The 23066-nt window shown below is 70.8% G+C and carries 26 protein-coding genes; 13 read left to right on the forward strand and 13 right to left on the reverse strand.

All coding sequences use genetic code 11. The features are described 5' to 3' along the window. Positions 1–38: 38 nt before the first annotated feature. The gene (gene cobT, locus VA596_RS34185) at positions 39–1115 is read right to left on the reverse strand and encodes a nicotinate-nucleotide--dimethylbenzimidazole phosphoribosyltransferase (protein WP_323332546.1); all 1077 of its coding nucleotides are present in this window, start codon (positions 1113–1115) and stop codon (positions 39–41) included. 310 nt (positions 1116–1425) lie between these two features. Here cobT and VA596_RS34190 point away from each other — a divergent pair, with 310 nt between their 5' ends. Further along, positions 1426–2112 (forward strand): IspD/TarI family cytidylyltransferase, encoded by a 687-nt coding sequence (locus tag VA596_RS34190; protein WP_323332548.1) that lies wholly within the window; start codon positions 1426–1428, stop codon positions 2110–2112. Here the strand turns inward: VA596_RS34190 and VA596_RS34195 are convergent. Next, positions 2109–2570, reverse strand: coding sequence for a hypothetical protein (locus tag VA596_RS34195; protein WP_323332550.1), 462 nt, complete (start codon positions 2568–2570; stop codon positions 2109–2111). The genes VA596_RS34190 and VA596_RS34195 overlap by 4 nt on opposite strands. Before the next feature lie 136 nt (positions 2571–2706). Here VA596_RS34195 and VA596_RS34200 point away from each other — a divergent pair, with 136 nt between their 5' ends. From VA596_RS34200 to VA596_RS34210, 3 genes are read left to right on the forward strand one after another with little or no spacing between them, the layout of a single operon-like run. Further along, positions 2707–3456 (forward strand): GntR family transcriptional regulator, encoded by a 750-nt coding sequence (locus VA596_RS34200; RefSeq protein WP_323332552.1) that lies wholly within the window; start codon positions 2707–2709, stop codon positions 3454–3456. Beyond that, positions 3453–4292: a phosphoribosylaminoimidazolesuccinocarboxamide synthase gene (locus tag VA596_RS34205; RefSeq protein WP_323332554.1), complete on the forward strand. Its 840-nt coding sequence runs from the start codon at positions 3453–3455 to the stop codon at positions 4290–4292. The genes VA596_RS34200 and VA596_RS34205 overlap by 4 nt, the downstream gene beginning before the upstream one ends. Then, positions 4285–4512 (forward strand): hypothetical protein, encoded by a 228-nt coding sequence (locus VA596_RS34210; RefSeq protein ID WP_323332556.1) that lies wholly within the window; start codon positions 4285–4287, stop codon positions 4510–4512. The genes VA596_RS34205 and VA596_RS34210 overlap by 8 nt, the downstream gene beginning before the upstream one ends. Before the next feature lie 6 nt (positions 4513–4518). Here VA596_RS34210 and VA596_RS34215 read toward each other — a convergent pair whose 3' ends face one another. Both VA596_RS34215 and VA596_RS34220 read right to left on the reverse strand, forming a co-directional pair. Next, positions 4519–5508: an aldo/keto reductase family protein gene (locus VA596_RS34215; RefSeq protein WP_323332558.1), complete on the reverse strand. Its 990-nt coding sequence runs from the start codon at positions 5506–5508 to the stop codon at positions 4519–4521. 434 nt (positions 5509–5942) lie between these two features. Then, positions 5943–6590, reverse strand: a complete 648-nt coding sequence (locus VA596_RS34220; protein ID WP_323332560.1) for a DUF3043 domain-containing protein — start codon at positions 6588–6590, stop codon at positions 5943–5945. A gap of 145 nt (positions 6591–6735) precedes the next feature. On the opposite strand from VA596_RS34220, the gene VA596_RS34225 reads away from it, so the two are divergent. Further along, entirely contained in the window at positions 6736–7113 is a 378-nt protein-coding gene (locus tag VA596_RS34225; protein ID WP_247062697.1) for a HesB/IscA family protein, read from the forward strand. A 107-nt stretch (positions 7114–7220) separates the two neighbouring features. Here VA596_RS34225 and VA596_RS34230 read toward each other — a convergent pair whose 3' ends face one another. Continuing rightward, positions 7221–7391 carry a hypothetical protein gene (locus tag VA596_RS34230; RefSeq protein ID WP_323332562.1) on the reverse strand — a complete coding sequence of 57 codons (171 nt, stop codon included), beginning with the start codon at positions 7389–7391 and terminating at the stop codon, positions 7221–7223. 147 nt (positions 7392–7538) lie between these two features. Here VA596_RS34230 and VA596_RS34235 point away from each other — a divergent pair, with 147 nt between their 5' ends. Further along, positions 7539–8528 (forward strand): carbohydrate kinase family protein, encoded by a 990-nt coding sequence (locus tag VA596_RS34235; RefSeq protein WP_323332564.1) that lies wholly within the window; start codon positions 7539–7541, stop codon positions 8526–8528. Positions 8529–8597: 69 nt separating this feature from the next. Here the strand turns inward: VA596_RS34235 and asnB are convergent, their stop codons facing one another. Then, positions 8598–10532 carry an asparagine synthase (glutamine-hydrolyzing) gene (asnB, locus tag VA596_RS34240; RefSeq protein WP_323332565.1) on the reverse strand — a complete coding sequence of 645 codons (1935 nt, stop codon included), beginning with the start codon at positions 10530–10532 and terminating at the stop codon, positions 8598–8600. A gap of 185 nt (positions 10533–10717) precedes the next feature. Here asnB and ctaC point away from each other — a divergent pair, with 185 nt between their 5' ends. Continuing rightward, positions 10718–11659, forward strand: a complete 942-nt coding sequence (gene ctaC / locus VA596_RS34245) for an aa3-type cytochrome oxidase subunit II (RefSeq protein WP_323332567.1) — start codon at positions 10718–10720, stop codon at positions 11657–11659. Between the two features lie 31 nt (positions 11660–11690). Further along, on the forward strand, positions 11691–12113 hold the full coding sequence (locus VA596_RS34250; RefSeq protein WP_323332568.1) for a cytochrome c oxidase subunit 4: 423 nt from the start codon (positions 11691–11693) through the stop codon (positions 12111–12113). On the opposite strand, the gene VA596_RS34255 is transcribed toward VA596_RS34250, so the two are convergent. Further along, positions 12061–13023, reverse strand: a complete 963-nt coding sequence (locus VA596_RS34255; protein WP_323332570.1) for a DMT family transporter — start codon at positions 13021–13023, stop codon at positions 12061–12063. The genes VA596_RS34250 and VA596_RS34255 overlap by 53 nt on opposite strands. Before the next feature lie 82 nt (positions 13024–13105). On the opposite strand from VA596_RS34255, the gene VA596_RS34260 reads away from it, so the two are divergent. After that, the gene (locus VA596_RS34260) at positions 13106–14059 is read left to right on the forward strand and encodes a GlxA family transcriptional regulator (RefSeq protein ID WP_323332571.1); all 954 of its coding nucleotides are present in this window, start codon (positions 13106–13108) and stop codon (positions 14057–14059) included. A 9-nt stretch (positions 14060–14068) separates the two neighbouring features. Here VA596_RS34260 and trpD read toward each other — a convergent pair whose 3' ends face one another. The 3 genes from trpD to VA596_RS34275 are packed head-to-tail and all read right to left on the reverse strand — an operon-like array spanning position 14069 to position 16022. Further along, entirely contained in the window at positions 14069–15103 is a 1035-nt protein-coding gene (gene trpD / locus VA596_RS34265) for an anthranilate phosphoribosyltransferase (RefSeq protein WP_323332573.1), read from the reverse strand. A 5-nt stretch (positions 15104–15108) separates the two neighbouring features. Then, positions 15109–15549: a hypothetical protein gene (locus VA596_RS34270; RefSeq protein ID WP_323332575.1), complete on the reverse strand. Its 441-nt coding sequence runs from the start codon at positions 15547–15549 to the stop codon at positions 15109–15111. A 59-nt stretch (positions 15550–15608) separates the two neighbouring features. Further along, positions 15609–16022 carry a hypothetical protein gene (locus VA596_RS34275; RefSeq protein ID WP_323332577.1) on the reverse strand — a complete coding sequence of 138 codons (414 nt, stop codon included), beginning with the start codon at positions 16020–16022 and terminating at the stop codon, positions 15609–15611. Between the two features lie 95 nt (positions 16023–16117). Here VA596_RS34275 and ctaE point away from each other — a divergent pair, with 95 nt between their 5' ends. The 4 genes from ctaE (at position 16118) to qcrB (ending at position 20447) form a co-directional block, all read left to right on the forward strand. Beyond that, on the forward strand, positions 16118–16741 hold the full coding sequence (gene ctaE, locus VA596_RS34280; RefSeq protein ID WP_323332579.1) for an aa3-type cytochrome oxidase subunit III: 624 nt from the start codon (positions 16118–16120) through the stop codon (positions 16739–16741). A 66-nt stretch (positions 16742–16807) separates the two neighbouring features. After that, positions 16808–17626 carry a cytochrome bc1 complex diheme cytochrome c subunit gene (gene qcrC, locus VA596_RS34285; RefSeq protein ID WP_323332580.1) on the forward strand — a complete coding sequence of 273 codons (819 nt, stop codon included), beginning with the start codon at positions 16808–16810 and terminating at the stop codon, positions 17624–17626. Continuing rightward, positions 17623–18777: a cytochrome bc1 complex Rieske iron-sulfur subunit gene (gene qcrA, locus VA596_RS34290; RefSeq protein WP_323332582.1), complete on the forward strand. Its 1155-nt coding sequence runs from the start codon at positions 17623–17625 to the stop codon at positions 18775–18777. Before qcrC ends, qcrA begins: the two co-directional genes overlap by 4 nt. Then, a complete protein-coding gene (qcrB, locus tag VA596_RS34295) occupies positions 18774–20447 on the forward strand; it encodes a cytochrome bc1 complex cytochrome b subunit (protein ID WP_323332584.1) in 1674 nt (557 codons plus the stop codon). The genes qcrA and qcrB overlap by 4 nt, the downstream gene beginning before the upstream one ends. Before the next feature lie 45 nt (positions 20448–20492). On the opposite strand, the gene VA596_RS34300 is transcribed toward qcrB, so the two are convergent. From VA596_RS34300 to VA596_RS34310, 3 genes are all read right to left on the reverse strand, one after another. Beyond that, positions 20493–20681, reverse strand: a complete 189-nt coding sequence (locus tag VA596_RS34300; RefSeq protein ID WP_323332586.1) for a YdeI/OmpD-associated family protein — start codon at positions 20679–20681, stop codon at positions 20493–20495. Then, positions 20678–20959 (reverse strand): Lrp/AsnC family transcriptional regulator, encoded by a 282-nt coding sequence (locus VA596_RS34305; RefSeq protein ID WP_323332588.1) that lies wholly within the window; start codon positions 20957–20959, stop codon positions 20678–20680. Before VA596_RS34305 ends, VA596_RS34300 begins: the two co-directional genes overlap by 4 nt. Before the next feature lie 396 nt (positions 20960–21355). Continuing rightward, on the reverse strand, positions 21356–23059 hold the full coding sequence (locus VA596_RS34310; protein ID WP_323332590.1) for a DEDD exonuclease domain-containing protein: 1704 nt from the start codon (positions 23057–23059) through the stop codon (positions 21356–21358). Between the last annotated feature and the right edge of the window lie 7 nt (positions 23060–23066).

Below are 23066 nucleotides of genomic sequence, written 5' to 3' on the forward strand. Positions count from 1 at the left end.
CTCAGAGTCCCTCAAGGTGGCCTTCACGGCATTCAGGGTCAGGTGGCGGTGGCGGGGATGAGCGGGCCGGAGACGCCGGCCTGCTCGTGCGTCGCCGTCTCGGCCAGGACGCGCGCGGCCATCGACAGCAGCGGCAACGCCGTCACCGCGCCGGTGCCCTCGCCGAGCCGGACGTCCAGCTCCAGCAGCGGGCCCAGGTCCAGGTGCTCCAGGGCGAGGACGTGCGCCGGCTCGGCCGTGCGCTGCCCGGCGACCCACCAGCGGCGGGAGCCCGGGGCGAGGTCCTCGGCGACCAGGGCCGCCGCGCAGGCGACGAGACCGTCCAGCACCACCGGCGTCCGCCGGGCCGCGGCCTGGGCCAGGAACCCGGCCATCGCGGCGATGTCGGCGCCCGCGGCGGTGCGCAGCAGGGCGATCGGGTCGGCGAGCACGACGCGGGCCCGGCGCAGCGCGTCACGCACCGCGGTGGCCTTGCGCATCCAGGCGTCGTCGTCGATGCCGGACCCGCGCCCGACCACGGCCACCGGCTCGGTGCCGGTCAGGGCCGCGACCAGCACGGACGCCGGTGTGCTGTTGCCGATCCCGAGGTCGCCGGGGACGAGCAGGTCCGCGCCGCCGTCGACCTCGGCGTCGGCGATCGTGATCCCGGCGCGCAGGGCGGCTTTGACCTCGTCGGCGCTCAGTGCGTCTTCGACGTCGATCGAGCCGGAGCCGCGGCGGACCTTGAACTCGCCGATCGAGCGGGTCGCCGGCGCCTCGGCGTCCACGGCCATGTCGACCACGCGGACGCTCGCGCCCGCGGCGGCGGCCAGCACGTTGATCACGGCGCCGCCGGTCAGCATCGTGCCCAGCAGCTGCGAGGTGACCTCGGCGGGATAGGCCGAGACACCCTTGGCGGCGATGCCGTGGTCCCCGGCGAAGACGACGACGCGCGGCCGGGTGAACGGCCGCGGCGGCGACTGGCCCTGGCAGGCCGCGATCCAGACGCCCAGCTCTTCCAGCCTGCCGAGCGACCCGGCGGGCTTGACCAGCTTGTCGTGGAGCGCGATCGCCGCGGACCGGGCGTGCTCGTCGGGCGGGGTGATCTCGGGGAACTCGATGTCGTCCGGCTCCACACCAGGCCCTTTCTCTTGCACGGCAACCCTGGCACCCAACCTACCGGGCCGCCGGAGAACGCCGGTGGGCCGTGCCGCGGAGGCTTCCGGCTTTCGTCGGCGCCGATGGGCCGGTGCGGCGGTGCGAGGTGGGCCGGTGCTGCAGGGCAGCGGTGGCCGGATGCCTCGGAGCGGGCTGCGGGTCTAGCGCGGCCCGCACGGCTCGCTCGCCGCGCGGGCTGCTCGGGTGGTGGCGTCCTTCGGCGCGACTGCACCGGGCTTTCCTCGCCGTGTGAGCCGGGATCCGTCGCTCCCAGTAGTCTCGCCGCTCGTGGAGAAGACTGCGGCCGCGGTGGTGCTGGCCAGCGGCGCGGGCACCCGCGTCGGCGCGAAGGTGAACAAGGTCTACCTGCCGCTCGCCGGGCGGCGGGTGGTCGCCTGGTCGCTCGACGCCTTCGCGCGCGTCCCCGGGATCGGCGTGCTGGTGCTGGTGATCCGGCCGCAGGACACCGAGCTGGCCCAGGAGGTACTCGCCGGCTTCGACGGCAGAGTCGAGGTCGTGCACGGCGGGGACACGCGGCAGGCGTCCGAGCTGAACGCGCTGCGCCACCTCGCCCCGCGCATAACAGGCGGCCGGGTCGACGCCGTGCTGCTGCACGACGCGGCCCGGCCGCTGGTCCACCCCGAACTGGTCGGTGCGGTGCTGGCCCGGACACGCGAGGACGGGGGGGCTGTGCCGGGCCTGGCCGCGGACGACGTCGTCGAGGTGGATGCCGGGCACCTGGTCGCCCAGGTGCCCGGCGCGATCCGCGTCCAGACGCCTCAGGGCTTCCGGGCCGGACCGCTGCTCGAGGCCTACGAACAGGCCGAACGGGAAGGTTTCGTGGGAACGGACACTTCGTCCTGCATGGAGCGGTTCTCCTCCCTGCCGATCCGGTGGGTCCCCGGTGCGCCCGAGAACCTGAAGATCACCTACCCCCACGACCTGGTCGTCGCGGAGCGGCTGCTCGCCCGCTAGGCACACGCCGGCGGCCCGCCGTCGTCCCCCTTCTCGTCGTCGAAGTCGAAGCCCGTGCCGGTCGGCCGGATCGTCACGTCCGCGCGGAGCTCCATCGGGATGTGGCACCCCGGCTGTGGCCGGAGTGCCTGCAGTGGCGCGCCGGGGGTGCCCGGCTCCGCCAGGGTCAGCGCCGCCCGCAGCGTCCAGACCGGGGTGGCGTGGTACTGCCACGTCACCACCCGCGGGCTGAACACGTCGGTACCCGGGAAGGTCGGCACCCGGTAGGCGCTGGCCCGGTGTTCGTCCCGGATCACGACCACGTCCGCGCAGGTCTGCCACTGGAAGACCGCCGCGTAGATCTCCGGCGCCTCCCGGCCGCCGAACAGGTGCAGCACCCATTTGCGGCGCCGGAGCTCCTCGAGCAGTTCCTCGAGGTCCGGGCCGCCTGATCCGGTGTGGGATGTGGGCGGGGACACACTTTCGAGGGTAACTTGCGTACTAGAGCGCAGTCCAGCGCGTGTACTAGTACACCTGGGTGGTTCTGAGCAGGGCTTTGAGGGAGACCCCCTGGCGTGCTAGAACACTTGTGCGTAGTCCTCGTGAGGAGCCGCCTTGCCCACCCTCGACCGTCCTGAGCCGCCGTACCTGCAGATCGCGGGCCGGATCCGTGACGACATCCTGTCCGGCCGGTTGCAGGAGGGCGACGCGGTGCCGTCCGCCCGCGAGATAGCGCGTACCTGGACCGTCGCGATGGCGACGGCCACCAAGGTGCTGGCCACCCTCCGTTCGCAGGGCCTCGTGCGCCCGGTGCGCGGGGTCGGCACGGTCGTCGACCGCGGCGGGCTGCACCGCAGCGCGCTCGACCGCAGCGCCGCGTCGGCGCGGACCGGCAAGATCTACCCGCCCGGCCACTACGCCGTGATCCGGTCGGCCGGCCTGGAACCCGCGACCGAGCGGGTCGCGGGCGCGCTGGGCCTGGAGGAGGGCGCCCCGGCCATCCGGCGGCGGCGCACCACCTACGGGCCGGACTCACGGCCGCTGTCGACGTCGACCTCGTGGTTCGACGGCGCGCTGTCGGCCAAGGCGCCGGCGTTGCTGGTGCCCGAGCGGATCGTCGAAGGCACGTCGGCCTACGCGGCCGTGCGGCTCGGCACGAAGATCACGGTCACGCAGGAACGGCACGCGGCGGGCCGGGCGGACGAGGTGGAGGCGGTCGAACTGGGGCTGCCCGCCGGGTCGCCGGTGCTGCTCGGCCGGAGCACCTTCCTCGCGGCCGACGGGACGGTCGTGGAATACGGTGAGTCCGCCGCGCTGCCCGACCACTGGGTTTTCCACGAGTACACGACTGAGGACGGCGAATGAAGCACATCCACGCGGGCAAGGTCCGTGACCTGTACGAGCTCGACGGCGACCTCCTGCTGGTCGCCACCGATCGCGTGTCGGTCTACGACGTCTCGCTCCCGACGCCGATCCCGGACAAGGGCAAGCTGCTCAACCAGCTGTCCGCGTGGTGGTTCGACCGGATGTCCGACGTCGTCCCGAACCACGTCGTCTCCGCGACCGACGTCCCGGAGGAGTTCGCCGGCCGGGCGATGCGCTGCAAGCCGCTGAAGATGGTCCAGGTCGAGTGCATCGCGCGCGGCTACCTCGCCGGGCTGGGCCTGCGGGAGTACCAGCGCGACGGCAAGATCTCCGGCGTTTCGCTGCCGCCGGGCCTGGTCGAGGGCGACAAGCTGCCTGAGCCGATCTTCACGCCGACGACGAAGATCTCCGACACCGGCCACGACGAGTTCATGACCTTCGACGAGGTCCTGAACGAGATCGGCGAAGACACCGCGAAGCGGCTTCGCGAGCTGACGCTGGAGATCTACGCGAAGGGCGCCGAACACGCCGCGACGCAGGGCGTCATCATCGCCGACACCAAGCTGGAGTTCGGGTTCGACGCCGAGGGCACGCTGACCCTGGGCGACGAGGTCCTGACGTCGGACTCGTCGCGCTTCTGGCCCGCCGACGAGTGGGAGCCGGGCCGCCCGCAGCACGCCTTCGACAAGCAGTACGTGCGCGACTGGTCGCGCAGCACCGGCTGGGACCAGACCCCGCCGGGGCCGGAGATCCCGGCGGACGTCGTCGAGCAGACGCGGCAGCGCTACACCGAGGTCTACGAGCGGATCACCGGGAAGACCTGGCCCCGTGGGTGAACCGCGCGGCTACGACCCGTACCGGCTGATCGACGACGTCGAGAGCCTGCTGGCCGAGCGCGGGTTCACCCCGGAGCGGCTCCCCGGCCGCGGCGGTGACCGCCTGGCCGGGGCGAGCCGCTTGTTGCGCGGCTTCGGCGTCGAACCGCGCGTTTCTCCGGAGGACGGCCTCGACCTGGACGGTCACGTGCCTTACCAGGCCCGGATCAACCAGGACTGAGGGGCGTCAGGGGCTCTTGGTGAGGCTCGCGTCGCGCTCGACGACGTCGCCGAGGACGTCGTCGATGGCGGTGAGCAGGTCGGCGTCGAGCTTCTTGCCCGCGGCCTGGACGTTGTCCACGACCTGCTCCGGGCGCGAGGCGCCGATGATCGCCGAGGCGACGTTCGGGTTCTGCAGCACCCACGCGACGGCCAGCTGCGCCATCGACAGGCCCGCCTGCTTGGCCAGCGGCTCGAGCTCGGCGACGCGCTTGAGGACCTCGTCGTCGAGGAAGCGGCGGACCATGTTGGCGCCGCCCTTCTCGTCGGTGGCGCGCGAGCCCTCGGGGAACGCCGCGCCCGGCTTGTACTTGCCGGTCAGCACGCCCTGCGCGATCGGCGACCAGACGATCTGGCTGAGGCCTTCGCGCTCGGAGGCCGGGACGACCTGGTCCTCGATGACGCGCCAGAGCATGTTGTACTGCGGCTGGTTCGACACGAACGGCACCTTCAGCTCGCGGGCCAGCGCCGCGCCCCGGCTGATCTGCTCGGCGGTCCACTCCGAGACGCCGACGTAGAGCACCTTGCCCTGGCGGACCAGGTCGGCGAAGGCGAGCATGGTCTCTTCCAGCGGCACGCTCCGGTCGAACCGGTGCGCCTGGTAGAGGTCGAGGTAGTCGGTGCCGAGCCGTTCGAGCGAGGCGTTCGCCGACTCGAGGATGTGCTTGCGGGACAGGCCCTTGTCGTTGGGGCCCTTGGGGCCGGTCGGCCAGAAGACCTTGGTGAAGATCTCCAGGCTCTCCCGCCGCTGCCCCTTCAGGCCGCGCCCGAGCACCGACTCCGCGGCGGTGTTCGCGTAGACGTCGGCGGTGTCGAAGGTGGTGATGCCGGCGTCGAGCGCGGCTTTGATGCAGGCGTGGGCCTGGTCCTCCTCGACCTGGGAACCGTGGGTGAGCCAGTTCCCGTACGAGATCTCACTGACGTTGAGGCCGCTGCGGCCGAGACGACGAAACTCCATGGCTGCAGCCTAGGCGGTAATCGTTTGCTTGGCTAACGACCTGGAGCGACTCCAGCTCAGTCCGGGTGTTCGTCCTTGGCCGGTGGTCGTTGGTCCGCTGGGGGGCCGGTTTCGATCTCGATGAACGGCATCTTGAGCCGGAACCGTTCGCCTTCCGGCCGCGGACATGCCCGCGATGCGGGACAGGACGACTTCGAGTGCCACGAGCAGCCCTCACCGCCGACGGGTCCCGGGGCAGTCGGGCGGAGCACCTTGCGTCGTGGTCGATCGGCTAAGAGGCATCCGATCAAACCTGCTGGACCAGGCAGACGGCTGGAAATCGAGCAGGACCCTCTCCGCGCGCTACCGCGCGTCCCGTTAGGCGAGAACGGCGGTGTGCTCCGGGCAGCGAAAAGCCGGGTGAGACGCGTCTCACCCGGCTTATCGAAAACCGCTCAGTTCGGGATCGGGTCGCCCGGCTTGAGCCGGGGCTTCGGGACCCGCAGGCGCCGGATCTGGGAGGCGCGGACGAAGGCGTACCAGCCCACCGAACGGCCGTTCACCGTCTCCTTGGGGTAGCGCTCGCGCACCAGCCGCGCGATCTTGCGGCCGTTCACGACGCCCTCGATGGCCATCACCAGCAGCATCGCCGTGCACAGCAGCGTGATGTACGACTGGACCTGGGGCAGCGGCACCAGCAGCGCGAGGAACACCAGGATGGCGAGCGGCATGAACAGGCCGAGCAGGTTGCGCCGGCTGTCGACCAGGTCGCGGACGTACGCCTTGACCGGCCCGCGGTCGCGCGGCAGCAGGTACTTGTCGTCGCCCGCCATCATGCGCTCGCGGCGGACCTTCGCCTCGGAGCGGCGGTCCTCCTTGCTCTGCGGGTTCGCCTTGCGCAGCTCCTTGTTGCGCTTCATCGCCTCACGCATCGTGGTCGGCGGTGGCGCGACCGGGCCGCGCCGCTTGGCCTCCGCTTCCCGCCGCTTCGGCGTGGCCTTGCCCTTACCGGGCGTGAACGACTTGCCGCCGACGTCGACGGCTTCGGTCGTGGCCGGCTCGTCGGCGGCGGTGTCTGTGGTGCTTCGGCGCAGGAACCTCACGTCACCAGGGTATTGCAGGCGTCACGCCGCCGTTCACCAGGTCGATCGATGTGCGACGATGGAGGGGGAACAGATCGGACGCGACGGGTGTTGGACGTAGGGCACCAGGAGTATCCGCAGTGAGTTCGAACCTATGAGGAGTGCCATGACGACCGCTGAGCACGCCGGCGCGACGCAGGCCGAGACCGCCGAGGAGACCCACGGCGTCACGCTGACCGACACCGCGGCTGCCAAGGCGAAGGCCCTGCTCGACCAGGAGGGCCGCGACGACATGCACCTGCGCATCGCCGTCCAGCCCGGTGGCTGCGCGGGCCTGCGCTACCAGCTGTTCTTCGACGAGCGCACGCTCGACGGCGACCTGTTCCGGGACTTCGACGGCCTCAAGGTCGCCGTGGACCGGATGAGCGCGCCGTACGTTTCGGAAGCCGTCATCGACTTCGTGGACACGATCGAGAAGCAGGGCTTCACGATCGACAACCCGAACGCGACCGGCTCCTGCGCCTGCGGCGACTCGTTCCACTGAGTCCCGCGCGCCGAGCCTGAGCACGGCGCGAGAAGGCCCCGCCTCCGAACGGAGGACGGGGCCTTCTTCGTTGCTGCGGGGTTTCGGGACGGCCGCGCCGGGCGGGCTCAGACGTACGCGTCGAGCTCCGCGACCTGGGCGTGGCACGCCTCGTCGACCTGCCACGGCGGCGCGGTGACCCGCGGCAACGGCACGTTGCCGGCGCGCAGCGTCGTCGGGATGAGGGCGCAGTCGGCGATCAGCTCGGACAGGGTCTCGGGTTCGGTGACGGCGTTCACGATTCGTAACGCTATTGATCGCGGCTCGACTGGTGAAGGAGTACCAGCCGGTAGTCTCGGGTGGTACGCGCGAACTACCCGGATGGGTCATGACCCAGGGGTAGCTTCGTGCCGTTTGCCGTGAGGTCGACCACAAAGGAGCAGCCGGTGGCAGACAGGGCCAGGATCGCAGTGTCCGGCAGTATCGCAACCGACCACCTCATGCACTTCCCGGGAAGGTTCGCCGAACAGCTGGTCGCCGAGCAACTCCACCGGGTGTCGCTGAGCTTCCTCGCCGACGACCTCGTGGTGCGGCGCGGCGGGATCGGCGCGAACATCGCGTTCGGCCTCGGCGTGCTGGGTGTCGCGCCGGTGCTGGTGGGCGCGGTCGGTGCCGACTTCGCCGACTACCGCTCGTGGCTGGAGCGCCACGGCGTCGACACCTCGGGCGTGCACGTCTCCGAGACCGCGCACACCGCGCGGTTCGTCTGCACCACGGACGAGGACCTCTGCCAGATCGCGACGTTCTACGCGGGCGCGATGGCCGAGTCCCGCAACATCGAGCTGGCCCCGATCGCCGCGCGCGCCGGCGAGCTGAGCCTGGTGCTCATCAGCCCGGACGACCCGGAGGGCATGGTCCGCCACGCCGAGGAGTGCCGCCAGCGCGGCTACACCTTCGCCGTCGACCCGTCGCAGCAGCTGGCCCGGATGAGCGGGGAGCAGGCGCGGACGTTCGTCGCCGGGGCGAAGTACCTGTTCAGCAACGACTACGAGTGGGAGCTGCTGCTCCAGAAGACCGGCTGGACCGAGGCCGACGTCCTCGACCAGGTCGGCGTCCGCATCACGACGCTGGGGGAGAAGGGCGTCGAGATCGTCGGCAAGGACGGCGTCGCCCTGCAGATCGGCGCGGTGCCCGAGCGCGCCAAGGCCGACCCGACCGGCGTCGGCGACGGCTTCCGCGCGGGCTTCCTGGCCGGCCTCGACGGCGGTCTCGGCGTCGAGCGGTCCGCCCAGCTCGGCTCGCTCATCGCGGTGCTGGTGCTGGAGACGGTCGGCACCCAGGAGTGGACGTTCGACCGCGCCGACGCGCTCGCCCGCATCGGCGAGGCCTTCGGGCCGGACGCCGCCGACGAGATCTCGGCGGTCCTGCCGGCCTGACCGGCACGAAAAGGCCCCCGCACCACCGGTGCGGGGGCCTTTCGCGTCAAGACCGTCTACAACGGACGGTCAGAGCTTGACCGGGTACACCGGCTCCGGGATCTCCGGCTTGATCCGGTGCTCCACGAAGATGCCGTGCCACAGCATGAACACGATCAGCGCCCACAGCTGGCGGCTGCGGTCCAGCTGGCCCGCCTTGTGCTCTTCGAGCAGCGCCAGGATCGCCTTCTTGTCCAGCAGCTCCTCGGTCTTCGAGTCGCTGATGATGCCCTTGGCCCAGTCGTACATCTCGTTGCGCAGCCACAGCCGGATCGGCACCGGGAAGCCGAGCTTGCGGCGGTTCAGCACGTGCGCCGGGATGATCTTCGCCAGCGCCTGGCGCAGCGCGTACTTCGTCGTGTTGTGGGCCAGTTTCTGGTCCAGCGGAATGGAAGCGGCGACCTTGAACACCTCGGCGTCGAGGAACGGCACCCGCAGCTCGAGCGAGTTCGCCATGGTCACCTTGTCCGCCTTGACGAGGATGTCGCCGCGCAGCCAGGTGTAGAGGTCGACGTGCTGCATCCGGGCCACCGGGTCCCAGCCGCGCGAGACGTCGTACCAGGGCGCCGTGACGTCCTTGAAGCCGACGCCCTCCTGGTAGGTCTTCAGGACCTGGCGCAGCTGGTCGTCGCGGAAGTTGCGGGCGTTGCCGTAGTAGCGGTCCTCCAGCGGCAGCGCGCCGCGGCGCAGCAGGTCCTTGCCCCGGGTGCCCTCGGGGATCTTCGTGGAGACCTTGCCGATCAGCTTCCGCATGCCGTCCGGGATCTTCTCGAACGGCGCCAGCGAGATCGGCTCGTTGTAGATCGTGTACCCGCCGAACAGCTCGTCGGCGCCTTCACCCGAAAGGACCGCCTTGACGTGCTTGCGGGCCTCGCGCGCGATGAACCACAGCGGCACGAGCGCCGGGTCGGCCACCGGGTCGTCGAGGTACCAGACGATGAGCGGCAGGGCCTCCATCATCTCGTCCGCCGACACCGTGCGGACCACGTGCTTCACGCCGATCGCGGCGGCCGACTCGGCGGCGACGTCGACCTCGGAGTACCCCTCGCGCTCGAACCCGGTGGTGAAGGCGATCAGGTTCGGGTTGTGCTCCTTGGCCAGCGTGGCGGTGGCCGTCGAGTCGATGCCGCCCGAGAGGAACGCGCCGACCGTGACGTCCGGGTCGGAGATCATGTGCTTGCCGACCGAGTCGCGCATCACGTCGGCGATGCGCTCGTACAGCGCTTCGGCCTCGGCGGCGCCGTTGACCGGCTTGGTCGCGAACTGCGGGTGGAAGTAGCGGGTGAACTTCACCTCACCGCCGGGGACCACCTCGAACGACGTCCCGGACTCGACGCGGCGGATCGCGGTGTGCAGCGACTCGGGCTCGGGCACGTACTGCAGGACCAGGTAGTGCTGCAGCGCCTTGCGGTCCAGCTCCTGCGCGACGCCCAGGGTGTCCGACAGCTCCAGCAGGCTCTTCTTCTCGCTGGAGAACGCCACGCCGCCGGGGCCGGCCGAGTAGAACAGCGGCTTGATCCCGAACGGGTCGCGCGCGCCGAAGACCCGCTTCTCCTGCGAGTCCCAGATCATGAAGGCGAACATGCCGCGGAGCCGCTTCACCCAGTCGGCGCCGAGGTAGTGGTAGCCGGCCACGATGGCCTCGCCGTCACCCTCGGTCTCGAACTTCGCGCCGTGCTTCTCGGCGAGCTCGGCCCGCAGCTCCTGGTAGTTGTAGATCTCGCCGTTGAAGTTCATCGTGTACCGGCCCGGCGCCTCCGGCGGCCCCCAGACCAGGGGCTGGTGGGAGTGCTCGACGTCGATGAAGGCGAGCCGGTTGAAGCCGTAGACGACCTCGGCGTCGGCCCACGTGTCCTGCTCGTCGGGGCCGCGGTGGCGCTGGCAGCGCATCGCCGCGCCGACGGCGTCACGCGCGTTCGCCGCACCGGTCTCGGTCGCGCAGATCAGTCCAAGCAGGCCGCACACGGGTACTCACACACCTTCAGGGGTCTTCGCGGGGCTGGGGAGCGCCCAGTATGCCGGGCGCGCCGTGGCGAGGACCACGCGCGTCGAGTGTTACCCCTTGGTCAGCGGACCACGCCAACTCGGCTAGGCTCCGCCCTGTCACAAAGATCGGTCGTAGGAGGCTCTGGGTGAAAGGGCGAGGCGCAGTGGGAAAACCCGAGCGCACCCCGGGTAAGCGGACCGTGCGCGTTGCCGCGCTGGCCGTGCTGGTCGCGCTGACCGCGACGGGCTGCTCCGGCGACGAGATCCTCCGGTTCGGCTGGCCGGTGGGCGTCACGCAGCAGGCCGACCAGATGCGCAACCTCTGGACCTGGACCGTGGTCGCGGCGCTGGTCGTCGGCGTCATCGTGTGGGCCCTGATCTTCTGGACCGCGACGTTCCACCGCAAGAAGAAGACGGTGGACGGCGAGCCGGAGGAGCTGCCCCGGCAGTTCCAGTACAACATCCCGCTCGAGCTGTTCACGGTCGTCGTCCCGACGATCATGGTCGTCGTCCTGTTCTTCTTCACCGCGACGACGGAGAACAACGTCCTGAAGAAGATCGACAACCCGGACGTCAAGGTCCAGGTCGTCGCCTTCCAGTGGAACTGGGAGTTCAAGTACGAGAACGACACCGCGAAGAAGGCCGACGGCCAGCAGGTCAGCACGGTCGGCTCCTCGGGTGAGATCCCGCTGCTGGTGCTCCCGGTCGGCAAGGTCGTCCAGTACGACCTGCTCTCCACGGACGTCATCCACTCGTTCTGGGTCCCGGAGTTCCACTTCAAGCGGGACGTCATGCCGAACCCGGACAAGAACAACCAGGACAGCTCCTTCCAGAACACCATCGACCGCGAAGGCTCCTTCGTCGGCCGCTGCGCGGAGCTGTGCGGCACCTACCACTCGGTGATGAACTTCGAGGTCCGCGCCCTGTCTGCGGACAAGTTCGACCAGTACATCGCGCTGCGCAAGCAGGAGAACCCGGCCACCGGCCAGTCGTTCACCGCGTCCGAGGCGCTGGCGAAGATGAACTGCGGCGAGCTGTGCACCCCGCACGCGGTGACCACGCAGCCGTTCAACACCGACCGCACGGCGCGCACCGCGTCGAACTGACGCCAGCAGACAACAGGAGTAGGAAAGACCCATGAAGGTCGAAGCGCGGATTTTCTTCATCGTGGCGATCTTCGCCGTGGTCATGGCGGCCGTGTACTGGGTGATGACCGCGACGCTGACGTTCGACAAGCACGCGGAGCCGGTCGGCATCGTGGCGCTGTTCCTCACCGGCGGGCTCGCGTTCCTCGCGGGCAGCTACATGCAGTTCGTCGCCCGCCGCATCGAACCGCGCCCGGAGGACCGCGAGGACGCCGAGATCAGCGACGGTGCCGGTGAGCTGGGCTTCTTCAGCCCGGGCAGCTACTGGCCGGTCAGCATGGCGGCCACCGCCGCCCTGGCCGCCCTCGCGCTGGCGTTCTTCCACATCTGGCTGCTGGTGATCGCCCTGGTCGCGCTGCTCATCACGATCGGCGGGCTGGTGTTCGAGTACCACACGGGTCCGTCCCACGACTGATCTCAGGCTTTGCTGACCGGCCGTCACGCTGCTCGACAGCGGGGCGGCCGGTTTTCGTGCGCCGGGGTGCCATGGCGGCGGCCAGCACCGCGAGCATGCCGACGGCCTCCGGCCAGGCCGGGCGGTGGCCGTAGAAGGCGATGTCGACCAGCACGGCGACCACCGGGTAGACGTAGGACAGCAGCGCCACCGTCGTCGTGGGCAGCTTGCCGATGCTGGCGTAGATCAGCACGTACATGAGCGCGGTGTGCACCGTGCCGAGCAGCACCAGCCAGAGCAGCCCCGACGTCGTCGACGGCAGCGGCGTCACCAGCAGCACGGGTGCCAGCACCAGCGCGCCCACCGTGGTCTGCACGGCCGCGAGCAGGTGCGGCCGGATGTGCTTCAGCTGCTTCGCGACGAAGGACGCGCCGGCGTAGAGCACGGCCGCGCCGAGCGCGAGGCCGATCCCGGCGAGCCGCACCGGCCTGCCGTCCTCACCGTGGGCGGACAGGGAGATGAGTGCCACACCGCCGAACGCGATCCCGGCCCGGACCAGGGTGCTCTTCGCGAACTTCTCGCCGAGGAACGCCGCCGCCAGACCGACCAGGATCAGCGGCTGGGTGTGGTAGACGACCGTGCTGACCGAGATCGACGACAGCGCGTAGGAAGCGAACAGCAGTACCCAGTTCCCGACCAGGAAGAGCCCGCCCAGCACGGCGAGGCCGAGGTCGCGGCGCGTCGGCCGCCAGGCCTGCAGCCAGCCGCGCGCGAGGCACCAGAGCACGAGCAGCGTCCCGCCGACGAAGCAGCGGGCGAAGGCCACCGCCGGTGCGGCCGCGCCGCTTTCGAGGACGACCGCGCCGATCGTCCCGGACATCGCCATCGCCGCGGACCACTGGAGCAGCGGGCGGGTTTCCGAATTCATCATGGCAACCACGTTCGTCGCGGACGTCGCGCACGACCAGTGTCAGAGATGACAACGGCCGCAAAACTTGTGACACACTCGGCCGATGGACGTCAACCGGGTCGCGGTGGTGCTCGCCGACCACGTTTCGCCGTTCGAGCTGGGCGTCGCCTGCGAGGTGTTCGGCACCGACCGCAGCGCCGACGGCATCGAGGGCTGGGACTTCGCCGTCTGCTCGCCGGGCGGCGCGCCGATCGCCAGCTGGTCGGGGTTCGGGCTGGCCGGGCTGGCCGACCTGGACTTCGCGGCGTCGGCGGACCTGCTGATCGTGCCCACGTGCGCGCCCCGGACCGCGCCGCCACCGGCGCCGGTGCTGGACGTCCTGCGCGACGCGGCCGCGCGGGGCGCGTGGGTGGCGGGGTTCTGCGCGGGCGTGTTCACGCTGGGGTACGCGGGCCTGCTCGACGGCCGCCGCTGCACCGTCCACTGGGTGTACGAAGCGGAGTTCCGGGACCGGTTCCCGACGGCGCTCGTGGATCCCCAGGCGCTGTACGCGGACGACGACGGCATCCTGACCAGCGCGGGCACGGTCGCGGCGGTCGACCTGTGCCTGCACCTGGTCCGCAGGCTGCGCGGCGTCACGGCGGCGACGACGCTGGCCCGCCGCATGGTGGCGGCGCCCTTCCGCGCCGGCGGCCAGGCCCAGTTCGTCCAGGCTCCGGTGCCGTCCTTGCCGGACGACTCGGTGGTGGCCGAAGCGCTGGAGTGGGTGGAGCGGCGGCTGGACCAGCCGTTCACGGTGGCGGAGCTGGCCCGCCGCAGCGGCCTGGGGGAGCGGACGTTCCTGCGCCGCTTCTCGGCCGCGACGGGCACCACCCCGCACCGCTGGCTGACCGAGCGCCGCCTGGACCGCGCCCAGGCCCTGCTGGAGGAGGGCCGGCTGTCGGTGGAGGACATCGCGGTGGCGTGCGGCTACGCGTCGGCAGCCGCCTTGCGGCACCAGTTCACCCGGTTGAGGGGCACGAGCCCGACGTCGTACCGCACGGCCTTCCGCGGCTGACGCGTCCGGCTACTGGAACGCGATCCAGCGGTCCAGCAGGGCCGCTGCCGCTCCCGAATCGATGGCCTCGGCCGCTCGCACCAAGCCCGCTCGCAGGTCGTCTTCCAGGGACGCCGAGAAGCCCGTGAAGGCCGCCAGGGCCGCCGCCGCGTTGATCAGGACCGCGTCGCGGACCGGGCCCGGCTTGCCGCCCACCAGCTCGCGGACCACTTCCGCGTTCGCCGCCGCGTCGCCGCCGCGCAGGTCCTCCGCCGTCGCCCGGGGAACGCCCACCGAGGCCGGGTCGAAGGAGCGCTCGGTGACCTCGCCGCCGTCGACCACCCAGATCGTCGACGTCGTCGTGGTGGTGATCTCGTCGAGGCCGTCGTCGCCGCGGACCACCAGGGCCCGCGTGCCGCGCCGGGCGAAGACCTCGGCCAGCACCCGCGTCTTGTCCTGGTAGGCGCAGCCGATCAGGGCGCTGCCCGGCTGGGCCGGGTTGGTCAGCGGGCCCAGCAGGTTGAACGTCGTCGGCACGCCCAGCTCGGACCGCACCGGGCCCGCGTGGCGCAGGGCCGGGTGGAACGCCGAGGCCAGGAAGAACCCGACGCCGACCTCGGTGAGGCTGCGCCGGACCTCCTCCGGCGGCAGGCTGATCCGCACGCCGAGGGTCTCCAGCACGTCCGCCGCCCCGGACTTCGACGACGCGCTGCGGTTGCCGTGCTTGGCCACCGGCGCGCCGGCCGCCGCCGTGACGATCGTCGCCATCGTCGAGATGTTCACCGAGTTCGAGCCGTCGCCGCCGGTGCCGACGATGTCGACGGCCGGGGTGTCCAGCTCGACGCGGCGGGCGTGCGCCAGCATCGTCGCGGCCATGCCGGCGATCTCCGCGGGCGTCTCGCCCTTGGCGCGCAGCGCGACCGCGAACCCGGCGATCCGGGCCGGGCTCGCCGCGCCGCTCATGATCTGGTCCATCGCCCACGCCGTGTCGTCCTCGGACAGGTCGACGCGTGCGATGAGCTGCTTGAGCAGCGGCGGCCAGGTGCGGGGGACCGGGGTGGTCACCGGGCTCAGCCGTTCACGACGGGGACCCGTCGCGCGCGCAGCACGTCGGCGACGGTCTCCGCGGCGGTCAGCGGGTCCAGCGGGTGCACCAGCACGGCGTCCGCCTGCGACCAGGTGGCCAGCCACCGGTCGTCCCGCCGCCGCACGGCCACCACGATGGGCGGGCAGACCGTGTTTTTGCCGGCCCGGCCCGCCCCCGCCCCGATCTCGGCCTTCAGCTGGCGGCACAGCCCGATGCCGCCGGTGGGCTGGGCCTCGCCGTCCAGGATCGCCAGGTCGACGTTCCCGGCGTCCACCTCGGACAGCACGTCGGCGATGCCGGCCGCCTCGACGTAGTCCACGCGGCCCACGTCGGCCGCCGGGCGCCGGCCGACCGCGTTCACGATCGCCTCGCGCACCTCCGCCTTGTGGCTGAACACCAGAACCCGCATCGACTGCTCGGCCATTGAGCGCGCCTCCGTTTCGTCACCAGCTTGCTGCTCGATCGTATCGGCCGAGACCGACATCACGCGGGCGCCTCCGGCTGGAGCGCGTCCCAGCCGAGAGCGTCGCCGCCCAGTCGTTGCGCGAGGCCCGCCATCCGGGACCGTTCCTGGGCGCAGTGGAGGGCGTCGAGCACCTGGACGCGGACCGCGAGCACCCGCGTCAGACCCCCATCGGGTGACTCTTCTCGCAGCTCGTAGCCGTCCTGGGCGAGGACCGCCGCCGCCTCGGCCAGCCGGCCCGGCGGGAGCAGCAGGTGGTGCCGCAGAACGGCCGGTGCCGCGCTGACCCAGGAGGGTGAACCGGCGAGCACGGCGGAGTCCGCGACGACCGGGTCGAAGGCCTCGGCGACGATCTTCAAACCCGGCGTATCAGGCGTCAGAACAGCGGTTTCGCCCTTCTTGACCAGGTCACGCAGCCGGTCGAGTAAACCCATGAGTAGCTCTCACCTTCCCGGGCATCCGGTGTGATCGGTAACGCAGACGGCTCGCCGTGGACCCACCCGGCGGAGCGGTGGTGCGAGAGGACATAATGCGACGCGTGACAACGGCAGCTCCCACCATCAGTCAGCGGGTTCACTCGCTGAACCGGCCGAACATGGTCAGTGTCGGCACCATCGTGTGGCTGTCCAGCGAACTGATGTTCTTCGCCGGACTCTTCGCGATGTTCTTCACCGTCAAGGCGCAGAACTCCACCGGCGCGTGGCCACCACCGCTGCACGGCGAACCGTTCCACCTCAACGTGACGTACGCGATCCCGTTCACGGTGATCCTGGTGCTGTCGTCGCTGACGTGCCAGTTCGGCGTGTTCGCCGCCGAGCGCGGTGACGTCTACGGGCTGCGCCGCTGGTACATCATCACGTTGATCATGGGCGCGATCTTCGTCGGCGGCCAGGCCAACGAGTACCACAACCTGGTGGAAGAGGGGATGACGATCCCGTCCGGCCCGTTCGGCACGGTCTTCTACCTCGCCACCGGGTTCCACGGCCTGCACGTCATCGGCGGGCTCATCGCCTTCGTGTACCTGCTCATCCGCACCAAGCTGAGCAAGTTCACGCCCGCCCAGGCCACGTCGGCGATCGTCGTGTCCTACTACTGGCACTTCGTCGACATCGTGTGGGTCGGCCTGTTCGGTGTGATCTACCTCCTGCCGTGAGGCCCGCACCGCCAGCCGCCACCACCTTCTCCATCGGCCTGAACTGACAGCAAGGGTTGCCGCAAGATGACCACCAGCACCAAGTCCTCGGAGCGCCGCTACCGCGCGCGGTCGAAGCTGCGGAGGCGGTTCGCCGGCCTGCTCGCGCTCGGTATCGCGCTGGTGGGCGCCGGCGCCCTGTACGCCGTGTTCGCCCCCGAGCCGCAGACCGCGCAGGCCCAGGGCACGCCGGCGCAGCTGCGCCTCGGCGAGCAGGTCTACAACAACACCTGCATCGCGTGCCACGGCGCGAACCTCGAGGGCGTGCAGGACCGCGGCCCGAGCCTCATCGGCATCGGTGACGCCGCCGTGTACTTCCAGACCTCTTCGGGCCGCATGCCCGCCGCGCGCCAGGAGGCGCAGGTCGAGCGCAAGCCGCCGAAGCTGAGCGAGGCCGAGATCGACGCGGTCGGCGCCTTCATCCAGGCGCACGGCGGCGGCGCCCAGCGTCCCGCCGAGAAGGGCGAGGCCCTGCGCGGCAGCGACCCGGCCCGCGGTGGCGAGCTGTTCCGCCTCAACTGCGCCTCGTGCCACAACTTCACCGGCCGCGGCGGCGCGCTGTCGGCGGGCAAGTACGCGCCGAACCTGGACCCGGCCAGCGAAGAGCAGATCTACACCGCCATGCTCACCGGCCCCCAGAACATGCCGAAGTTCTCCGACCGGCAGCTTTCGCCCGAGGAGAAGAAGGACATCGTCGCCTACGTGAAGTCGGTGTCCGACGGCAACAATGACCCGGGTGGTAACGGCCTCGGCGGGGTCGGCCCCGCTTCCGAGGGCGTCATCGCCTTCATCGTCGGGATCGCCGCGCTGATCGGCGTGACGTTGTGGATTGGATCGAAGGCATGAGTGCCGAGGGGCCTAAGCCGCCGACGGAGGCGGAGCTGGCGGACATGGACCGTGACCAGCTGCTCAAGCTGGGCGGCCAGCTCGACGGCGTCGAGATCGCCGAGTACCCGACCCCGTGGCCCGTGGAGGGCACCCGGGCGGAGAAGCGCGCCGAGCGCCTGGTCGCGTTCTGGTTCGCGCTGTCCGCGGTGGCCGGGCTGGCGTTCGTCGTCTCCCTGATCTGGTGGCCGTGGCAGTACGAGGCGCCGGACAACGAGAGCGGCCACTTCTGGTACAGCCTGTACACCCCGATGCTGGGGCTCACGCTCGGCCTGGCCATCCTCGGCCTGGGCATCGGCGTGATCCTGTACACGAAGAAGTTCGTGCCCGCCGAGGTCTCGGTGCAGGAGCGCCACGACGGTGACGGCAAGGGGTCGGCCGAGGTCGACCGCGCCACGATCCTCGCGCACCTGGCCGACGCCGGGAGCCGCAGCACCATCGCCCGCCGCTCGCTGATCAAGCGCTCGGCCATCGCGGGTGCCGGCACGCTGGGCCTCGCGGCCGCCGCGCTGCCGCTCGCGTCCTTCATCAAGAACCCGTGGAAGGACACCGAGGGCCGCGACTCCCTCTGGCACACCGGCTGGCAGCCGAACTTCCCCGGCGAGAAGGTCTACCTGCGCCGCAACACCGGCAAGCCGCTGGAAGAGGGCCAGGAGGTCAGCCTGGTCAAGGCCGAGGACCTCGACGCCGGCGCGATGGAGACGGTCTTCCCGTACCGCGACTCCGAGAAGGACAAGCCGGAGCTGCTGGCCGCCGCGCTGACCCGGGTCGACAACCCGGTCATGCTGATCCGCCTGCGCCCGACCGACGCCACCAAGGTGGTCAAGCGGTCCGGCCAGGAGGACTTCAACTTCGGCGACCTGTACGCGTACACGAAGATCTGCAGCCACGTCGGCTGCCCGACCTCCCTGTACGAGCAGCGGACCAACCGCATCCTGTGCCCGTGCCACCAGTCGCAGTTCGACGCCCTCCACTACGCCAAGCCGATCTTCGGCCCGGCGACCCGTCCGCTGGCCCAACTACCGATCACGGTGGACGAAGAGGGATACTTGATCGCGCGAGGCGACTTCATCGAGGCCATCGGTCCGGCCTTTTGGGAGCGTAAGTCATGAGTTCACTCACCACGCCGACCAAGGGGTCGAGCCCGGTCGAGAAGGCGCTGGGCACCGCCGCGAACGACGCCGATCAGCGGTATCGCCTGGCCAAGGGCCTGCGGCACCAGATGAACAAGGTGTTCCCGACGCACTGGTCGTTCCTGCTGGGCGAGATCGCGCTCTACAGCTTCATCATCCTGCTGCTCACCGGGGTCTATCTGACGCTGTTCTTCGACCCCTCCATGCAGGAGGTCATCTACCACGGCAGCTTCAAGAACATGCAGGGCCTGGAGATGTCCCAGGCGTTCCGCACGACGCTGGACATCTCCTTCGACGTGCGTGGTGGCCTGTTCATGCGGCAGCTGCACCACTGGGCCGCGCTGATCTTCGTCGCGTCGATGGCCGTGCACATGCTGCGGGTGTTCTTCACCGGCGCGTTCCGCAAGCCGCGTGAGGCCAACTGGGTGATCGGCGGTCTGCTGCTGGTCCTGGGCTGCTTCGAGGGCTTCTTCGGGTATTCGCTGCCGGACGACCTGCTCTCGGGTACCGGGATCCGGGCGACGCTGTCGGGGATCGTGCTGTCGGTGCCGGTGATCGGGACCTGGATCCACTGGGCGTTGTTCGGTGGGGAGTTCCCCGGCGACCAGATCATCCCGCGGTTGTACACGCTGCACATCCTGCTGCTGCCGGGCATCATGCTGGCGCTGGTCGGGGCGCACCTGGCGCTGGTGTGGTACCAGAAGCACACGCAGTTCCCGGGGGTGCGCCGCAAGGAGACCAACGTCGTCGGCGTCCGGATCATGCCGTACTTCGCCCTCAAGGGCGGCGCGTTCTTCACGCTGGTCATCGGCGTGCTGGCGCTCATGTCGGGCCTGTTCCAGATCAACCCGGTGTGGAACTTCGGGCCGTACAACCCGGCGCAGGTGTCGGCCGGTTCGCAGCCGGACTGGTACATGGCCTGGGCCGACGGCATGCTCCGGATCTGGCCCGCGTGGGAGGTCTACCTCGGGAACTACACGATCCCGGCGGTGTTCTTCCCCGGCGCGATCGGCATGCCGGTCCTGATCGGCCTGTTCATCAGCTACCCGTTCCTCGAGCGGAAGCTGTCCAAGGACACCGCGTACCACAACCTGCTCCAGCGGCCCCGGGACGTCCCGGTCCGCACGGCGCTGGGCGCGATGGCGCTGGGCTTCTTCATGGTGATCGAGCTGTCGGGCTTCAACGACATCATCGCCGACCAGTTCGACATCTCGCTGAACGCGACGACGTGGGCCGGCCGCATCGGCGTCCTGCTCGTGCCGCCGGTCGCCTACTACCTGACCTACCGGCTCTGCCTGGGCCTGCAGCGGGCCGACCGCGAGGTGCTGGAGCACGGCGTCGAGACGGGCATCATCAAGCGGCTGCCGCACGGTGAGTTCATCGAGATCCACCAGCCGCTCGGCGGCGTCGACAGCCACGGCCACGCGATCCCGCTCGAGTACCAGGGCGCGTCCGTGCCGAAGAAGATGAACAAGCTGGGGTCGGCGGGCCACGCCGTCCCGGGCACGTTCTGGTCGCCGGACCCGGCCGAGGAGACCGTCGCGCTGGAGCGGGCTCATGGCAACGGTCACTCGAACGGCAACGGGCACTCGAACGGTCGCGCGGAGATCGAAAGCGCCGAGACGGCGTCGGAGCGCTCCGACCACTAGGCGGTACTGACGCTGAAGGCCACCTCCCCGGTCGGGAGGTGGCCTTCAGTGCGTTTCCCGCAGTCGGGTGACGGTCTTCCCGGCCCGGGAGACTCGGGTCTCGGGCTTCTTGGCCTCGTCGACCCACTTCGTGTATTCGCGCTGGTGGGAGGGCGGCAGGGCCTCGAACAGCGCGGCCGCGTCCGGGGCCGCCGCGAGCGCGTCGGCCAGCTCCGGCGGCAGGTCCGGGCTCACTCCTCGGCCCCGATCGAGAAGGCCGACTCGGTGTCGGCGCGGGAGTACGAGCGGAACGCGATGTGCGTGACGGTGTCCAGCACCCCCGGCACCTTCCCGATCCGCCCGGGAATCAGATCGGCCAGGTCCTCGTGCGCGGCGACCTGCACGGTGGCGATGAGATCGACGTCCCCGGCGCACGAGTAGACCTCACCAACACCATCGAGGTCGGCGATCGCCTGCGCGGCGTCCGGGATCGCATCCGCCTCTACCTGGATCAACACGATCGCGGTGATCACCTGGGTCCTCCAACACTCGTCTGTGGGTATCGCCCGCGATCCTAGTGAGCCCGCCCGCGCGCCCGCTGAACGATCCTCGACGTGCTGCGGGACGGCGAGCGCTCTGTGGGCGAGCCTGCTGCGTGAACCCGGGCTCGTGACGGTGCGGATCGCGGCCGAGCGCGGGGTGGGGCTCCGAGCCCTGGGTTCCTGGCTGCAAGCTCCCGTGAAAGTCCGGGCAGCGCTGAGCGCGTTACGGCAGGCCGCCGGTTAAGGCGGCTCACTGGGGCCTCCCGCGGAGGTGATCGAGGGCCTGCCCTGCCCTGTCCTGACTCGGGGTGGGCTCTGAGTGCTGGTTTCCGGCTGCGAGGCCGGTGGCGCCGCGCAGCCGGGATGTCCCGCCGAAGACCCCGGCTCTCAGCCGACGTGTTCCAGGGAGTGGGCCTCCGTGACCAGGTCCAGCCATGCCCGCCACCCGGCGACCGTCGTCGGTTCGGACCACGGGCGGGTCGTGCGGACCAGGCGGACTCCCGGGCGGGCCAGCCACCTCAGCAGCACCCCCACCTCCTCCGGAGGCGCGCCGTGCAGGGGGCCCGGGTCCGGCATGACCGTCTCCGCCGAGGCCACCAACGCCTCGACCACCGGCATCGGCGGCACCCCTCGGCGCGCGACGCCCGCCGAGGCGAGCCTGCCGTAGCGGATCACCGACAGCTCCCAGCCGCCCGCGCCGTCCGGGCCTGCTGCGATCAGCTCGCCGATCGAGGCCAGGGCCGCCTGGCGGTGGGCTCGGCCCAGGACCCTGATCAGGCCGGCCAGCTCGTCGCGGTGGCGGGCCGCCTGCTCGTAGTGCCGGCCCTCCGCCAGCCGCTCCAGGTGGGCCGCCGCGGCGTGCAGCGGGGCGCCGTCCAGGCCCGCGATGAGCCCCGAGACCGACTCGACCGCCGGGCCGTACGCCTCGACGCTCTGCCGGCCCGCGCACGGCGCCCCGCAGCGGCCCAGCTCGGCCAGGACGCACGGGGTGCCGCTGGGCGCCTTCGGCGAGATCCGCTGCGTGCACGTCCGCAGGCCCGAGGCGCCGGCCAGGGTGTCCGCCGTCGTGCGGGCGTCGGCCTGGTTGCGGAACGGCCCCAGCACCCCCGGGCGGGGGAGCCGCACCACCGACAGCCGGGGGAACGCCTCGTCGGTGAGGCCCACCCACCAGCCCTGGTGCCGGTTCTTCGAGCGCCGGTTGTAGGCCGGCCGGTGGGCACCGATCAGCCGCAGCTCCCGCACCTCGGCCTCCAGCGAGTGCGCGCACACGACGTGGTCGACGCGCTCGGCCAGCGCGACCATCTCCCGGATCCGGCTGCGCCCCTCCGAGCCGGTGAAGTACGTCCGCACGCGCCGCCGCAGGTCCTTCGCCGTGCCGACGTAGAGGACCTCCTCCTTCGGCCCCCGGAACAGGTAGACGCCCGGCGCGGCCGGAAGGTCCGCTGCCAAGTGCCGTTTCGCGCGCTGGGCCACCGTGACCTCGGGCAGGTAGCCCATCAGCTCTTCGAGTGAATGGACGCCCAGGTTGCCGACGCGCTCCAGCAGCCCGTGCAGCACGTCGACGGTGGCGCGCGCGTCGTCCAGCGCCCGGTGCGACGGCCGGGTGCGGGCCCCGAACAGCAACGACAGGGCCAGCAGGTTGTAGCGGCCCACCTCGTCACGCGGGATCACCCGCCGGGCCAGCCGGACCGTGCACACCACGGTCGCCTTCGGCCAGACGTACCCGTGCCCCTCGCAGGCCGCGCGCATGTGGGAGGTGTCGAACCCCGAGTTGTGCGCCACCAGCACCGCCCCGCGGATGAACTCGAGGAACGCCGGCAGCACCTCCTCGATCGGCGGCGCGTCGTAGACCATCGCCTGCGTGATGCCCGTGAGCGAGACGATCTGCGGCGGGATCACCTTCCCCGGGTTCACCAGGGTCGCGAACTCGCCCAGCACCTGGCCGCCGCTCACCTTCACCGCGCCGATCTCGGTGATCTCGCTGGCCCCGGGGCCCGCCCCGGTCGTCTCGAGGTCGAACACCACGAAAGTCGTGTCCCGCAACGGGGTTCCGAGCTCGTCGAACGCGAGCTGTGCCTGGACCGGACGCATGGCCGCG

The organism is Amycolatopsis heterodermiae (genome assembly GCF_034929455.1).
GTDB lineage: Bacteria > Actinomycetota > Actinomycetes > Mycobacteriales > Pseudonocardiaceae > Amycolatopsis > Amycolatopsis heterodermiae.

What these genes read in the sequence shown, in the direction of transcription:
- VA596_RS34205 (WP_323332554.1), top strand. Translation starts at nt 3,453, where the DNA reads ATGAAGCACATCCACGCGGGCAAGGTCCGTGACCTGTACGAGCTCGAC.
- VA596_RS34215 (WP_323332558.1), bottom strand. Translation starts at nt 5,508, where the DNA reads ATGGAGTTTCGTCGTCTCGGCCGCAGCGGCCTCAACGTCAGTGAGATC.
- VA596_RS34225 (WP_247062697.1), top strand. Translation starts at nt 6,736, where the DNA reads ATGACGACCGCTGAGCACGCCGGCGCGACGCAGGCCGAGACCGCCGAG.
- VA596_RS34250 (WP_323332568.1), top strand. Translation starts at nt 11,691, where the DNA reads ATGAAGGTCGAAGCGCGGATTTTCTTCATCGTGGCGATCTTCGCCGTG.
- VA596_RS34255 (WP_323332570.1), bottom strand. Translation starts at nt 13,023, where the DNA reads ATGATGAATTCGGAAACCCGCCCGCTGCTCCAGTGGTCCGCGGCGATG.
- VA596_RS34260 (WP_323332571.1), top strand. Translation starts at nt 13,106, where the DNA reads ATGGACGTCAACCGGGTCGCGGTGGTGCTCGCCGACCACGTTTCGCCG.
- VA596_RS34270 (WP_323332575.1), bottom strand. Translation starts at nt 15,549, where the DNA reads ATGGCCGAGCAGTCGATGCGGGTTCTGGTGTTCAGCCACAAGGCGGAG.
- VA596_RS34275 (WP_323332577.1), bottom strand. Translation starts at nt 16,022, where the DNA reads ATGGGTTTACTCGACCGGCTGCGTGACCTGGTCAAGAAGGGCGAAACC.
- ctaE (WP_323332579.1), top strand. Translation starts at nt 16,118, where the DNA reads ATGCGACGCGTGACAACGGCAGCTCCCACCATCAGTCAGCGGGTTCAC.
- qcrC (WP_323332580.1), top strand. Translation starts at nt 16,808, where the DNA reads ATGACCACCAGCACCAAGTCCTCGGAGCGCCGCTACCGCGCGCGGTCG.
- qcrA (WP_323332582.1), top strand. Translation starts at nt 17,623, where the DNA reads ATGAGTGCCGAGGGGCCTAAGCCGCCGACGGAGGCGGAGCTGGCGGAC.
- qcrB (WP_323332584.1), top strand. Translation starts at nt 18,774, where the DNA reads ATGAGTTCACTCACCACGCCGACCAAGGGGTCGAGCCCGGTCGAGAAG.
- VA596_RS34310 (WP_323332590.1), bottom strand. Translation starts at nt 23,059, where the DNA reads ATGCGTCCGGTCCAGGCACAGCTCGCGTTCGACGAGCTCGGAACCCCG.